Below are 12,106 nucleotides of genomic sequence, written 5' to 3' on the forward strand. Positions count from 1 at the left end.
GCCGCCCCCTTCGACACCTGGATGCACGACGCGGTCCGCCGCACCGAGCACGCCCTCGCCGCCGGCCTGCCGCCGGCCGAGACCCTGCCCACGCACCTGCACGAAGCGCTGCGCTACGCCGCGCTCGGCGGCGGCAAGCGCATCCGCCCGCTGCTGTGCCAGGCGGCGGGCGCCCTTGCCGAAGCGCCACCCGACGCGCTCGACGCCACGGGCGCCGCGATCGAGATGGTCCACGTCTACTCATTGGTGCACGACGACCTGCCCGCGATGGACGACGACGACCTGCGCCGCGGCAAGCCGACCGTGCACGTGGCGTATGACGAGGCCACCGCCATCCTCGTCGGCGATGCGCTGCAGGCGCAGGCCTTCTTCACGCTGAGCGAACTGCCGCTGCCGGCCGAGCGCCGCATCGCGCTGGTGCGCGAGCTGGCGCAGGCGGCCGGCTCGCGCCAGCTCGTGGGCGGCCAGGCCATCGACCTGCAAAGCGCAGGCCGGTCCTTGAGCCAGCCCGCACTCGAGCAGATGCATCGCATGAAGACCGGTGCGCTGATCCGCGCGGCCGTGCGCATGGGGGCGCTGTGCGGTGCGGCCGACGTGCCGGCCAACGCCGCGCTGTACCGCGCGCTCGACGACTACAGCAGCGCCATCGGCCTGGCCTTCCAGGTGGTCGACGACATCCTCGACGCGACCGCTGACACGGCCACGCTCGGCAAGACCGCGGGCAAGGACGCGTACGACGACAAGGCGACCTGCGTGTCGATGCTCGGCCTCGACGCCTCGCGCACGCTGGCCCGCACGCTGAACGCACGCGCCCATGCGGCGCTCGCGCCCTTCGGTGAACGCGCCGCGCGGCTCGGCCAGCTGGCCGACCTCGTGGTCCAGCGCGCGCACTGAGCCCCACCTGCGAATGCCCCCGCCCCAGGAGCCCCGACATGCCTGAACCGACGACCCATTTCATGAGGGAACCGCTGGGCGTGAACAGCGCCCCGCCCGCTGCCGACGAACGCCACGCGCGCATCGTGGAGGTTCGCACGCCGCCGCGGCCCATGCGCAGCACCACGGGAGAGACACGCCCCCCGCACCCGTATGCCAACGGCTGGTTCGCCGTGTGCTTCAGCCACGAGGTCAAGCCGGGCGCGGTGCGCATCGTGCCGTTCGCGGGACAGGACCTGGTGATCTACCGCACGCAGTCGGGCCTGGCCCGTGCCATCGATCCGTACTGCCCGCACCTGGGGGCGCACCTGGGCCACGGCGGGAAGGTCGACGGCGAAAACCTGGTCTGCCCGTTCCACGGCCTGAGCTTCGGCCCCGATGGCGGCTGCGTGCGCGCCTGCACGGGCCAGACCCCGCCGAACGCGGCGCTGACGGGGCGCTACATGAAGGAGATGAACGGCGCGATCATGGTGTGGCGACACAGCGAGGACCGGCCGCCCGACTGGGACATTCCGGAAATGGACCTCAGCGACCGCCTCAACCCCCGGTACGGCAGCCACGCGCTCGAAGGCTACTTCGACTCGATGGTCGAGAACAGCATGGACCTGACCCACTTCGGATGGGTGCACGGGTTCACCGAGACCGCGCTGTCGCACGAGGTGGATGGGCACAAGCTCATCGTCACGATCACCGCCCGCTGGAAGGGGCAGCGTTTCCACTCGCGCCTGACCAACTTCGGCCTCGGCTTCACCCGCGGGGAAAACGCGTTGCCGGACCTCGGCGTGCAGGTCGTGACCCTGGCCTTCGCGACACCCGTCGCGCCCATGAAGTGGAACTTCCGCTGGAGCGACAACCCCAGCGTCGCGCGCTTCGACCGTTGGCCGGCCCCGCTGCGCAAGCTCGCCTACCAGGTGCTCAATCCGCTGGCGCACCGCTGGCTGATCTCGGTGGTGGGCGGCGACTTCCCGATCTGGGACGCCCGCACCCGCCTGCCGCATCCCAAGCTCATGGCGGGGGAGCGCTCCTTCACCGCCTTCCGGCGCTGGTCGGCGCAGTTCTATCCGCCCACCTCCGGCGACGACGCGCAGGCCAACCATGTCCTGCGCATGTCTGCGGGACGCTGAGCCACCCCCACCAGGAGTTCCCACCATGCGCGTCATCCTTGCCCAGCCCCGAGGCTTCTGCGCCGGCGTCGTGCGGGCCATCGACACGGTCGAACACGCGCTGCGGCGCCACGGCACGCCCATCTACGTGCGCCACGAGATCGTGCACAACAAGCACGTCGTCGACGACCTGAAGGCGCAGGGCGCCGTGTTCGTCGAAGAGCTGGCCGAGGTGCCCGCGGACGCGGTGGCGATCTTCAGCGCGCACGGCGTGAGCCACGCGGTGGAGGTCGAGGCTCGCGCGCGCGGCCTGCGCGCGATCGACGCCACCTGCCCGCTGGTCACCAAGGTGCACGAGCAGGGGCGCCGCTATGCCGCCAAGGGCTATGCACTGATCCTCATCGGCCACGCCGGGCACCCCGAGGTGACCGGCACGCTGGGGCAGATTCCCGCGCCGGTCACGCTGGTGCAGACCGAGGCCGACGTGGACGCGCTGGTGCTCGATGCCGACACGCCGCTGGCCTACATCACGCAGACCACGCTGTCAGTGGACGACACGCGCGGCATCATCGATGCGCTGCAGCGGCGCTTTCCGCAGATCGTCGGACCCGACACGCGCGACATCTGCTACGCCACGCAGAACCGGCAGACGGCCGTGCGCGAACTGAGCCAGCAGGTCGACGTGGTGCTGGTGGTCGGCGCGCAGAACAGCTCCAACTCGCAGCGCCTGCGCGAGATCGCGGCGCAGGCCGGCGTGCGCAGCTACCTCATCGCGCAAGGCAGCGAGCTCAAGCCCGACTGGGTGCGCGACGCCGGCGCGGTGGGCGTCACCGCCGGCGCCTCGGCGCCCGAGACCATGGTGCAGGACGTGGTCGCCGCGCTGCGCCGACTGGCCGAGGTGGAACTGCTGACGCTGCCCGGGCGCGAGGAGCACGTGGTGTTCCGGCTGCCGGCCGAACTCGCGGCGGACACGGCCATAGAGGCCACGCCATGAAACCGCCCGTCGCACGCCGCGGCTCGCGGCAGGTGCGCGTGGGCACCGTGCGCATCGGCGGCGACGCGCCCGTGGCCGTGCAGGCCATGACCAACACCGACACCGCCGACGCGGCCGCCACCGTGGCGCAGGTGGCGGCGCTCGCGCGCGCGGGGGCCGAGCTGGTGCGCCTCACCGTGAACAACGAAGAGGCCGCCGCGCAGGTGGCGCCGATCCGCGACGCGCTCGCGCGCCAGCAGGTGCACGTGCCGCTGGTGGGCGACTTCCACTTCAACGGCCACCGCCTGCTCGCGCAGTACCCCGACTGCGCGCAGGCGCTGGCCAAGTACCGCATCAACCCCGGCAACGTGGGCCGGGGCGACAAGCGCGACGCGCAGTTCTGCCAGCTCATCGAGATCGCCTGCCGCCACGGCAAGCCGGTGCGCATCGGCGTGAACTGGGGCAGCCTCGACCCCGCGCTGCTGGCGCGCCTGATGGACGCCAATGCGCAGGCGGCGCAGCCGCAGCCGGCCGACGAGGTGATGCGCCAGGCGCTCATCGTCTCGGCGCTGGAGAACGCCGCGCGTGCCGAAGACGTCGGCCTGCCGCCCGATCGCATCGTGCTGTCGGCCAAGGTGAGCCAGGGGCAGGACCTGATCGCCGTGTACCGCGAACTCGCCGCGCGCTGCGACTACCCGCTGCACCTGGGCCTGACCGAGGCGGGCATGGGCTCCAAGGGCATCGTGGCCTCGGCCACCGCGATGGGCGTGCTGCTGCAGCAGGGCATCGGCGACACCATCCGCGTTTCGCTCACGCCCGAGCCGAACGGCGACCGCACACGCGAGGTGCTGGTGGCGCAGCAGATCCTGCAGTCGATGGGCCTGCGCGCCTTCACGCCCAGCGTGACGGCCTGCCCCGGCTGCGGGCGCACCACGAGCACCTTCTTCCAGTCGCTGGCCAGCCAGATCGAAGGCTGGCTGCACGCGCAGGCGCCGGCCTGGCGCGTGCGCTTTCCGGGCGTGGAAGACATGCACGTGGCCGTGATGGGCTGCGTGGTCAACGGCCCCGGCGAGAGCCGGCTCGCGCACCTGGGCATCTCGCTGCCGGGCTCGGGCGAGCAGCCGGTGGCGCCGGTGTACATCGACGGCGAACGCGCGCTGACGCTCAAGGGCGAGCACATCGCCGACGACTTCACGCGGCTGGTCGAGACCTACGTGGCCGCGCGCTACGGCGCCGATGCCGAGGCGAGCGAGCGGCTCGGTGCGTGGATGAAGCCGTCGTCGCGCGAGCGCGTCGTACCGATCGCTGCCGTCTGAAGGCACCGCCATGGCCACGCAACGCCTCACCCTGCTCGGTGCCACCGGGTCGATCGGCGACAGCACGCTCGACCTCGTGGCGCGCCACCCCGACCGCTTCACGGTGCATGCGCTGACGGCGCACCGCAACCTCGACAAGCTGTTCACGCACTGCGTCGCCTTCCGCCCCGAGGTCGCGGTGGTCGGCGATGCGCCAGGCGCTGCGCAGCTGCAGGCGCGGCTGCGCGCGGCCGGCCTGCGCACCGAGGTCATGCACGGCTCGCAGGCGCTGTGCGAGGTCGCGCAGTCGGCGGGCTGCGACACGGTGGTTGCGGCCATCGTCGGCGCGGCGGGGTTGCTGTCGTCGCTGGCGGCGGCGCGCGCGGGCAAGAAGATCCTGCTGGCGAACAAGGAGGCGCTCGTGATGTCCGGCGCGCTGTTCATGCGCGCGGTGGCCGCGCACGGCGCCACGCTGCTGCCGCTGGACAGCGAGCACAACGCGATCTTCCAGTGCCTGGCGGGCGCGCCGCCCGGCGGCGCGGGCGTGCAGCGGCTGGTGCTCACCGCGTCGGGCGGGCCGTTCTTGCATCGCCCGCTGGAGGCGCTGGACCGCGTCACGCCCGACGAGGCCTGCGCGCACCCGACCTGGCGCATGGGCCGCAAGATCTCGGTCGACTCCGCGACGATGATGAACAAGGGCCTCGAGACCATCGAGGCCCGCTGGCTGTTCGCGATGCCGCCCGAGCGCATCGAGGTGGTGATCCACCCGCAGAGCGTGATCCATTCGATGGTGGCCTATGCCGACCAGTCGGTGCTGGCGCAGCTGGGCCGCCCCGACATGCGCACGCCGATCGCGCACGCGCTGGCCTGGCCCGAGCGCATCGACTCGGGCGTGGCGCCGCTGGACTTCCTGCAGCTCGCCCACCTGAGCTTCGCCGCGCCCGAGCTGAAGCGCTTTCCCTGCCTGCGCCTGGCGCTGGAGGTGCTGCGCGAGGGGTGCGCGGCCAGCGTGACGCTCAATGCGGCGAACGAAGTGGCGGTCGATGCGTTCCTGAACGGGCGCCTGCGCTACACCGACATCGCGCACGTGGTGGAAGACTGCCTGCAGCACGCGCCTGCGTCCGCGCACGAGGACCTGGACGACATCCTCGCGGCCGACGCGCAGGCGCGCGTGCGGGCGGGTCAGGCGATCCAGCGTGCAGCGTTGCGGTCCCCATCGCCGGCAGTCCCGCTGTCCGAGTCGGTCACCTTGGACGAAGGCATGGGCGCGCGGCTGTAGCGCGACAGCCACTTGGCCGCCACGGCCAGCGCCATCGGCGGTGGCGTCTCACGCACGGCGCGCGACGCGCCATGCGCCTCGTGCGCCGCGCCGCTCACCATGGCAGCGAGTAGGTCTTGGTGTTGGTGAAGCTCTTCATCGCTTCGAGCACGCCTTCCTTGTAGCCCAGGCCCGAGTCCTTGATGCCACCGAAAGGCGTGAGCTCCAGCCGGTAGCCCGGCACCTCGCGCACATTGACGCTGCCCACGTTCAGCTCGCGGATGAAACGCGTGATGTAGTCCAGGCGGTTCGTGCAGATCGAGGACGACAAACCGTAGGCGGTGCCGTTGGAGATGCGGATCGCCTCGTCGATGTTCTTGAAGCGGATCACCGGCGACACGGGGCCGAAGGTCTCGTGCTTGGCGACGGTCATCTCGGGGTCGACATGGTCGAGCACGGTGGGCGAATACAGCGCACCGCGGCGTTCGTTGCCGTACAGCAGCTTCGCGCCGGCGGCGATGGCTTCGTTGACCACGGCTTCGAACTGCTTGGCAGCCGCCTCGTCGATCACGGTGCCCATGTCGGTGTCGGGGTCCATCGGGTCGCCGTACTTCAGCGCGCGGGTCTTCTCGACCAGCAGCTCGACGAAACGATCAGCGACCGACTCGTGCACCAGCATGCGTTTGACTGCGGTGCAGCGCTGCCCCGAGTTCTTGTAAGACCCGTTGGCAGCCAGCGTCGCAGCCTCCTCGATGTCCGCGTCTTCCATCACGATGATCGGGTCGTTGCCGCCCAGCTCCAGGATCTGGCGCTTGTAGGTGGCCTTGCCCGCGATGTACTTGCCGATGGGCACGCCGCCCGTGAAGGTGACGAGGTCGACGTCGGCATTGGTCAGCAACTCGTCGGCGATCTCCTTGGGGTCGCCCGTGAGCACCGACAGCATCTGCGGCGGCAGGCCCGCTTCGTACAGGATGTCGGCCAGCAGGAAGGCCGTGAGCGGCGTCTTCTCGCTGGGCTTCAAGACGATGCGGTTGTTGGTCGCAATGGCCGGCGCCACCTTGTGGATCACCTGGTTCAGCGGGTGGTTGAACGGCGTGATGGCGGTGATGGCGCCCAGCAGCGGCTCGCGCATCGTGTAGACCTTGCGGCTCTTGCCGTGGTGCGTGAGGTCGCAGGAGAACACCTGGCCGTCGTCAACCAGCGCCTGGTTGGCGGCGAACAGCAGCACGTCGGAGGCACGGCCCACTTCGTACAGCGAGTCCTTGCGCGACAGGCCCGACTCGAGCGTGATGGTGCGCGACATCTCATCCAGGCGCGAGGCGATGATCTCGCCGGCGCGCATGAGGATCTTGTAGCGCTCGTAGCGCGTGAGCGTGGGCTTGTAGTCGCGGGCGATGCGCAGGGCGTTGCGCACGTCGTCCAGCGTGGCCTTGGGCACGGTGGCGATCACCTCGCCGGTGTACGGGTAGGAGACCTCGATGGTGCGGTCGCGGTGGACTTTCTCGCCGGCGATGCGCAGGGCTTCGCGGTACACGGTGCCGGGCTTCAGGCCGGCGTGGTCGGATGGGCTCATGGAATGCTCCGTCAAATGGGGGTCAGGCGGCCACGGGGCCTTGGGCGTGGTTCAGTGCGAGGTCGAGCGCGTCGAAGTTGCGCAGCCGGCGCGTGCTCGCCACGCCCGCGACGGGGCGGTTGCAGATCAAGGGCACCTTCTGCTCCGACACGCCGCCGTGCGAGCGCAGCGGCACTTCGAGCGCCGTGAGGTCGTGGCGCGTGGCCGAGGTACCGATGACGGTGCTTTGCTCGCTCACCACCACGATGTCGCCGATGCGGTCGGGCGGCAGCTCGAAGCGCTGCGCGGCTTCCTTGCGCGAGAGCACGAGCTGCATGCCGGGGATGCGCTGGATGCGATCGATCCAGCCGGGCACCTCGTCCTCGCTCGGCACATACACGGTGGCAAACGAGCCGAGCGCGCCGTGGTGCACCACGTACGGATCGGTGATCGGCAGGATCACGCGCGCGCGGTCCGGGCCGTACCAGCCGTCGAGCACGTCCTGCAGGTAGATCACGTTGGGCGAGCCGTCGGCGCCATGCTTGTCGTTCATGCCGTGGTCGGCCGTGAGCACGATGGTGGCGCCCAGCGCATCGAGCTGCGCGAGGTAGCCGTCCATCATTTGATAGAACGCGTTGGCGGCGGGGCTGCCCGGCGCGGCCTTGTGCTGCACGTAGTCGGTGGTCGACAGGTACATGAGGTCGGGGCGCTGCGACTCCATCAGCTTCACGCCGGCGGCGAACACGAACTCCGACAGCTCCGCGCTGTACACCGAAGGCACCGGCATGCCGACCATGTCGAGCACGTTGTCGATGCCGTTCTCTTCCATCGTCACCTGGTCCGACTTCTCGGACGAGAAGCAGATGCCCTTCATCTTGTGACCCAGCAGCTTGCGCAGCTTGTCCTTGGCCGTGACCACCGCGAGCTTGGCGCCCGCGTCGGCAAAGGCGGCCAGCACGGTGCCGGCACGCAGGTACTTGGGGTCGTTCATCATCACTTCCTGGCCCAGCTCGCGGTCGAAGAAGTAGTTGCCGCAGATGCCGTGCACGGCCGGCGGCGCGCCGGTCACGATCGACAGGTTGTTGGGGTTGGTGAACGAGGGCACGACGCAGTCGGCGAGCAGGTCGGCGCCGCCCTTGCGCATGGCCTCGAGGTACGGGGCCACGCCGGCGGCAATGGCCGCGTCGAGGTACGCGGGCTCGCAGCCGTCGACGCAGACGACGACCACCGGGCGGACCATCCAGCGGTAGCTGCGGCCGTTCACTTCGAGTCGATCGGATTTCATGAAGAGATGCTCCTTGGCAAGTTGGGTGTGTCGGTGCGCGGGCCTCAGCGGCGGATGAACACCGCGATGCAGGCGCTGATGAGGCAGCTGGCCGCGACGATGGGGAACACCATCGAGGTGTTGCCCGAGTGGTCCAGCATCCGGCCGATCAGCGGTTCACCGAGGCCGGCCAGCAGGTACGAGAAGAAGTTCATGACACCGGTGGCGGTGCCGGCGCGCTTGGCGCCCACCAGGTCGGGGCACAGGGCCCAGAACGACGAGGCCGGGCCGTAGACGAAGAAGCCCGCCAGGAACAGCAGCCCCAGGCCGAGGATGCTGGTGGGCAGCAGGTACATGCCCATCGAGGCGACGCAGCCCAGCAGCATGTACAGCACGATGGCCTTGTAGCGCTTGGAGCCGAACACCTTGTCGGAGATCCAGCCGTTGGTGAGCGCGCCGAAGGCCATGCCCACGGGCAGCGCCACCGAGATCCAGGCCGGGTCGATCATGCCGTCGGCGGCCTTGGCCCAGTCCTTGCCCAGGAAGTGCACCGGCACCCAGACGATGAGGCCGTAGCGCGCCGCGTTCTGGAAGCCGATGGCCAGCGCGGCGATCATCAGCTTGGGGTTGCTGAGCACGGCCTTGTAGCGCGACCACGAGCTCTCTTGCGGTTCGCCGTCGGCCACGCCGGCCTGCGCCTCTTGCGGGTTGTTGTTGGCCACGCCGGTGTCGGGCGACTTGAAGCCCATGTCTTCCGGCCGTTCACGGGCGATCAGGTAGAAGGCGATGCCGCCCACCAGCATCAGCAGCACGGGGAGCCGGAAGATCCAGCGCCAATCGAGGTGCAGCACGTTGACGACGATGATCGACGTGACGAACGACAGCACCGAGGCGCAGCCGGCGGCGAACACGTAGAAGCCGTAGACCTTGCCGCGCTCGCCCGCGCCCCACCAGTTCGACAGCAGCCGGCTGCCCGGCGCCCAGCCCAGGGCCTGGAAGTAGCCGTTGATGCCCCACGGAATCGCCAGGCTCTTGAAGCCGACGGCGAAGCTCACGACCCAGTTGGCGGCGCACGAGAGGATGGCGCCGGCGGTCATCACGCGGCGTCCGCCGAACTTGTCGCCCAGGTTGCCGTTGATGGCCTGCCCGACGGCATAGCACCACAGCAGCGAGGTCGAGGCCCAGCCGAGCACTTCCTTCGAGAGGCCGAACTCCTTCTGGATGCCGGGGATGGCGAAGCCGAAGGTCTGGCGCCCCGTGTAGAAGAAGAAGTAGCAGAACATGGCCGCCAGCAGCATCCGCCACTGCGCCTTGCGGAACGAGTTGTCGAGGGGGCGTGCGTAGGTGCCCGCCTGCAGGATGGGATTGGCCGCTTGCATGGTTATGTCTCCTTGTCTTGACGGGCGTGGGGCCCGTGGGCCCGGCTCGATGGCCGGCATGCTGTCTGTCTTGTCTGGCTGTCTCTGTCTTTTCTCGCTGCGCAGTCCCTGCCTGTCAGGCCAACGCCGCCGCGCCGATGAAGTTCTTGCCGCGCGCCCCGTCCATGGCCCGCGCGATCATGGCCGCCGCTTCGCTGTCCGCCACGCCATAGTCGGCAAACTCGGTCTTCACGCCAAGCCCCTGCAGGAATGCCCGCAGTCGCTGCGTGGCGGTCGCCAGGTCGGCGCCGAACAGCAGCTGCAGCGTCTGGTCGCGGTCGGGCGAGCGGGCCCAGGCTTTCTCCAGCACGAGGGGCAGCGTGAACGAGCAGGCGATGCCGTGGGCCAGGCCGTGGCGCAGCGTCATCTCGTAGGAGATGGAATGCGCCAGCGCCGTCTTGGTGTTGGAGAACGCCATGCCGGCCTTCAGCGCGGCCAGCGCCATGCGCTCGCGCAGGTCGAGGTTGCCCAGGTCTTTCAGCAGCGCCGGCAGGCAGTCGAAGATGTCGCGCACGGCCGAGACGGCGAAGGTGTCGGAGACCGGGTTGGCGTTGACGTTCCAGATGGCTTCGAGCGCGTGCGACAGCGCATCGAGCCCCGTCGACACCGTGGTGCCCGCCGGCACCGAGAGCATGAGCTCGGGGTCGACGATGGCGGCCTCGGGCCAGGTGGCGTCCAGGTGCAGCGAGTATTTCTTCTGGTTGCCGGCGTCCCAGATGGTGGCCCACGGCGTCACCTCGCTGCCGGTGCCGGCGGTGGTCGGCACGGCGATCAGCGGCTTGACGCTGGCGGGAACGAAAGGCTTGCCGGTGGCCAGCAGCGCGACGAGCTCGTCGAACTGGCCGTTGGCCGTGCCCACCATCAGGGCCTTGGCCGTGTCGATGGCGCTGCCGCCGCCGACCGCCACGATGGCGTCGCAGGGCGCGTCCGATTGCCAGAAGGTGTTGTACAGGTCGCGCAGATGGGCGACGTCGGGGTTGGGGCGCACGTCGTCGATGACGGTGACGAGCGCGTCGCCCAGCAGCGCCTGCAGGCGATCGACCAGGCCCAGGCCGCGGGCCTCGGGGAAGGTGACGAGCGCGACGCGGCGGCCCGTCAGGAGCGAGGGCAGCCGAGCGAGGCTGCCTCGCCCGGAATGAATGGACACGGGGTTGCGGTAGGCGTGGGGCATGTTTTTTTGTCTCCGGTTTCTGTCTGGGCCGCAGTGTCGAAGCGGCGCGCAAAGGCGTCCAATCGCATTTCGCGCGTGCAACCCGTCCAAAACCGATGGATGCCTTCGGGAAAGCCTGCATAGGCGCCAGCGCCGCATCTGAGGGAGGCTCGGCGCACGCCCCTCACGACCGCCTTCATGTTTCACCAGTACTACAAGTGGATCCGCTGCTTCCACGCCGTCGCCAAGACCGGCGGCTTCACCACGGCCGCACGCTACCTGCACATCGGCCAGCCCACCGTGACCGACCAGGTCAAGGCGCTGGAAGAGCGCTTCAACGTCGAGCTTTTTTTGCGCAGCGGGCGCGCCGTGCGGCTCACGGCCGCGGGTGAGCAGCTGTACGCGATCACGCAGGGCCTGTTCGGGCAGGAGGAAGAGGCGATGCAGTTCCTGCAGCGCGCCCACACGCTGCGCACGGGGCTGGTGCGCGTGGGCGCGGTGTCGCCGCCCATTGCGCTGGAGCTGGCGCGCAGCTTCAAGCGCAGCCACGCCGGGCTCGACCTGACGGTGTCGATCGGCTCCGAGGCCTCCACGCTCAGCGGGCTGCAGGACTTCGACATCGACGTGGGCATCCTCGTCGAGCCGCCCGAGATCGAAGGCCTGCACCAGGTGCCCTACCGCGTGGAGCGCATCGTGGCCGTGGTGCCCGCGAAGCACCCGTGGGCCCGCAAGCGCACCATCGCCACGCGCGACATCGCGGGCGAGCCGGTGATCCTGCGCGAGCCCGGCTCCAAGACGCGCCACCGCGTCGAGCGCGCCTGCGCACAGCAGGGGGTGCAGATGCACTGCGTGATGGAGATCAACAGCCGCGAGGCCATCCTGCACGCCGTGGCCAGCGGCATGGGCGTGGGCTTCGTGACGCAGATCGAGTGCATTCCGCTGCCCGGCCTGAAGATGGTGGAGATCGACGACGACGAGCTCTCGATCAGCTACTCGCTGTGCTGCCTGGCGGTGCGCAAGGACCGGCCGCTGATCCGCGCGCTGTTCGAGGTGGCGCAGCAGGGCGACGACACGGCCGACTGATCGGGTTTCGTCGCGGGCGGCACACCCCGCGGCGGGCTTCTTCGCTATCCTGCCGTCTGGCCTCAGACGAAGGATCG

At 69.8% G+C, this 12,106-nt stretch carries 10 protein-coding genes; 6 read left to right on the top strand and 4 right to left on the bottom strand.

Features of this window, described 5'->3' with window-relative positions; translation table 11 throughout:
- Positions 1-21 precede the first annotated feature (21 nt).
- From AC3WQM_RS26950 to ispC, 5 genes are read left to right on the top strand one after another with little or no spacing between them, the layout of a single operon-like run.
- Positions 22-894 carry a polyprenyl synthetase family protein gene (locus AC3WQM_RS26950; RefSeq protein WP_492683116.1) on the top strand — a complete coding sequence of 291 codons (873 nt, stop codon included), beginning with the start codon at positions 22-24 and terminating at the stop codon, positions 892-894.
- Between the two features lie 38 nt (positions 895-932).
- A complete protein-coding gene (locus AC3WQM_RS26955; RefSeq protein ID WP_492683049.1) occupies positions 933-2,057 on the top strand; it encodes a Rieske 2Fe-2S domain-containing protein in 1,125 nt (374 codons plus the stop codon).
- A gap of 25 nt (positions 2,058-2,082) precedes the next feature.
- Positions 2,083-3,030 carry a 4-hydroxy-3-methylbut-2-enyl diphosphate reductase gene (gene ispH / locus AC3WQM_RS26960; RefSeq protein WP_139705542.1) on the top strand — a complete coding sequence of 316 codons (948 nt, stop codon included), beginning with the start codon at positions 2,083-2,085 and terminating at the stop codon, positions 3,028-3,030.
- Positions 3,027-4,325 carry a flavodoxin-dependent (E)-4-hydroxy-3-methylbut-2-enyl-diphosphate synthase gene (gene ispG / locus AC3WQM_RS26965; protein WP_492683051.1) on the top strand — a complete coding sequence of 433 codons (1,299 nt, stop codon included), beginning with the start codon at positions 3,027-3,029 and terminating at the stop codon, positions 4,323-4,325. The genes ispH and ispG overlap by 4 nt, the downstream gene beginning before the upstream one ends.
- Positions 4,326-4,335: 10 nt before the next feature.
- Positions 4,336-5,583: a 1-deoxy-D-xylulose-5-phosphate reductoisomerase gene (gene ispC / locus AC3WQM_RS26970; RefSeq protein ID WP_492683053.1), complete on the top strand. Its 1,248-nt coding sequence runs from the start codon at positions 4,336-4,338 to the stop codon at positions 5,581-5,583.
- A gap of 94 nt (positions 5,584-5,677) precedes the next feature.
- Here ispC and phnY read toward each other — a convergent pair whose 3' ends face one another.
- The 4 genes from phnY to psrA form a co-directional block, all read right to left on the bottom strand.
- A complete protein-coding gene (gene phnY / locus AC3WQM_RS26975) occupies positions 5,678-7,135 on the bottom strand; it encodes a phosphonoacetaldehyde dehydrogenase (protein WP_492683055.1) in 1,458 nt (485 codons plus the stop codon).
- A gap of 22 nt (positions 7,136-7,157) precedes the next feature.
- Positions 7,158-8,399, bottom strand: a complete 1,242-nt coding sequence (phnA, locus tag AC3WQM_RS26980) for a phosphonoacetate hydrolase (RefSeq protein WP_492683057.1) — start codon at positions 8,397-8,399, stop codon at positions 7,158-7,160.
- Positions 8,400-8,443: 44 nt separating this feature from the next.
- A complete protein-coding gene (locus AC3WQM_RS26985; RefSeq protein WP_492683059.1) occupies positions 8,444-9,757 on the bottom strand; it encodes an MFS transporter in 1,314 nt (437 codons plus the stop codon).
- A 115-nt stretch (positions 9,758-9,872) separates the two neighbouring features.
- Positions 9,873-10,967, bottom strand: a complete 1,095-nt coding sequence (gene psrA / locus AC3WQM_RS26990) for an iron-containing alcohol dehydrogenase PsrA (RefSeq protein WP_492683061.1) — start codon at positions 10,965-10,967, stop codon at positions 9,873-9,875.
- A 177-nt stretch (positions 10,968-11,144) separates the two neighbouring features.
- Here psrA and AC3WQM_RS26995 point away from each other — a divergent pair, with 177 nt between their 5' ends.
- Positions 11,145-12,029: a LysR substrate-binding domain-containing protein gene (locus AC3WQM_RS26995; protein WP_492683063.1), complete on the top strand. Its 885-nt coding sequence runs from the start codon at positions 11,145-11,147 to the stop codon at positions 12,027-12,029.
- Positions 12,030-12,106 lie beyond the last annotated feature (77 nt).

The organism is Variovorax sp. FW301-JW7, from assembly GCF_058788795.1.

Excerpts from the sequence above, each read along its gene's own strand:
- AC3WQM_RS26950 (WP_492683116.1), top strand. The coding sequence starts at position 22 with ATGCACGACGCGGTCCGCCGCACCGAGCACGCCCTCGCCGCCGGCCTG.
- AC3WQM_RS26955 (WP_492683049.1), top strand. The coding sequence starts at position 933 with ATGCCTGAACCGACGACCCATTTCATGAGGGAACCGCTGGGCGTGAAC.
- ispH (WP_139705542.1), top strand. The coding sequence starts at position 2,083 with ATGCGCGTCATCCTTGCCCAGCCCCGAGGCTTCTGCGCCGGCGTCGTG.
- ispG (WP_492683051.1), top strand. The coding sequence starts at position 3,027 with ATGAAACCGCCCGTCGCACGCCGCGGCTCGCGGCAGGTGCGCGTGGGC.
- ispC (WP_492683053.1), top strand. The coding sequence starts at position 4,336 with ATGGCCACGCAACGCCTCACCCTGCTCGGTGCCACCGGGTCGATCGGC.
- phnY (WP_492683055.1), bottom strand. The coding sequence starts at position 7,135 with ATGAGCCCATCCGACCACGCCGGCCTGAAGCCCGGCACCGTGTACCGC.
- phnA (WP_492683057.1), bottom strand. The coding sequence starts at position 8,399 with ATGAAATCCGATCGACTCGAAGTGAACGGCCGCAGCTACCGCTGGATG.
- AC3WQM_RS26985 (WP_492683059.1), bottom strand. The coding sequence starts at position 9,757 with ATGCAAGCGGCCAATCCCATCCTGCAGGCGGGCACCTACGCACGCCCC.
- psrA (WP_492683061.1), bottom strand. The coding sequence starts at position 10,967 with ATGCCCCACGCCTACCGCAACCCCGTGTCCATTCATTCCGGGCGAGGC.
- AC3WQM_RS26995 (WP_492683063.1), top strand. The coding sequence starts at position 11,145 with ATGTTTCACCAGTACTACAAGTGGATCCGCTGCTTCCACGCCGTCGCC.